This window comes from Pararcticibacter amylolyticus (assembly GCF_003130405.1).
GTDB lineage: Bacteria > Bacteroidota > Bacteroidia > Sphingobacteriales > Sphingobacteriaceae > Arcticibacter > Arcticibacter amylolyticus.
The window spans coordinates 28,982-30,413 of the sequence record NZ_QEAS01000007.1 but is presented as its reverse complement, the minus strand read 5'-3'; the positions used below and the strand labels follow the sequence as shown (position 1 = coordinate 30,413).

Genomic DNA, 1,432 nt, shown 5'->3' with positions numbered 1-1,432 from the left:
CCCTCACCATTCATCCGTTCTGAACGACGCCACCGGAAGGCCGTCGTTACCAAACAGGTCGCCGATCGCAAAATCCTTAAATGCATACCGCACAGCAACTGGTTCTTTTACCATCGGTGAAGATACAGCAACGGAACTTCCCCCGTTTATAACTGCTTTTGCAGGATAAAATGTTTTATCCTTTCCGGCAATCTCAAAGTTTGAAAGCTCTTTTCCGAATGAAGTAATGCCGTTAGCCGCATTTGTAAATTTAAGCACAGCGATACTTCCGTTTACTGTTAATGATTCATATTCGGGGCTGGCAAACCCGAAACCCTGCATGCCGTAAGTCTTCGCAAGAGCAAGCAAGGCCAGTCGCTTACCACCTTCTTCTTTATGAGCAGGATGTATACAATTTTCCTCTCCAATATCCAGAACTACCGCCATGGCAGAATTAGGGATCTTTGCTGCCGACTTACGCTGTGCATCTCTCAGGTAGGCAGAATTAAACTTTCCACCATAATTATAAGGCGGAAGCTGCGAATAGTTGAAAGGAGCAATCTGAACGTAGTAAAAAGGAAAATCGCCCTGAGCCCACAAGGAACGCCACCGTTTCACCATTGCCAGAAAAAGAATTTCGTACTGGTCGGGCCTTTCATAATTTGATTCTCCCTGGTACCAGATACATCCTTTGATTCCATATCCGATCACGGGATGAAGCATCCCGTTAAAAAGCGTTGTCGGCGTACGGTTGACCACCTTGATAGAATCGCTTTTACCGGGGATCTTAATTTCAGGAAAGGACTTTAGTACATCAGGATCCATCCACGCTTCTATGGTAGAACCTCCATAGCTGACGTTGATCAGTCCTACGGGAATGTCCAGCATCTCATTAAGCAGGCGGCCGAAGAAATAACCTGTCGCGCTAAAATTTGATACCGTCTCAGGCCCCGCCACTTTCCAGGGTGAGGGCTTGCTATTGGCCTGCGGCTCCTTTTGTGAGGAACGGGGTACAGTATAAATCCTCAGGTTCTTGTTCCGCGACTTTAATATGGCGTCGTTTGAACCGAGTATTGGCTGCCCCTTAAATCCCTTTAAAGGCATTTCCATGTTGGATTGCCCGGTGCAAAGCCAAACCTCTCCTACCAGGATGTTGCTCAGCTTAACAGGCGTGCCGTCACTTATCGTCATTTCATACGGACCTCCTGCTGAAGGAGTAGAAATGGTCGCCCTCCACTTTCCGGCTTTATCAGCCTTCACCGAATAACTCTTCCCATCCCATGAGGTCACCACATTAACAGCAGCTCCCTCCTTTGTCCATCCCCATACGGGAACCTGCGCCTGCTGCTGCAATACCATGTTATCCGTAAATACCGACGGAAGTTTCACCTGCGCTTTCATACCTAATGAAGCGCAGAAAAAGAATATAAATATGCCTGTTCTTTTCATTTTT

1 protein-coding gene is annotated in these 1,432 nt (G+C 47.1%); it reads right to left on the bottom strand.

From position 1 onward, the window contains the following. Positions 1-3: 3 nt before the first annotated feature. The gene (locus DDR33_RS09555; RefSeq protein WP_109415560.1) at positions 4-1,428 is read right to left on the bottom strand and encodes a sialate O-acetylesterase; all 1,425 of its coding nucleotides are present in this window, start codon (positions 1,426-1,428) and stop codon (positions 4-6) included. Positions 1,429-1,432 lie beyond the last annotated feature (4 nt).

What these genes read in the sequence shown, in the direction of transcription:
- DDR33_RS09555 (WP_109415560.1), bottom strand. Translation starts at nt 1,428, where the DNA reads ATGAAAAGAACAGGCATATTTATATTCTTTTTCTGCGCTTCATTAGGT.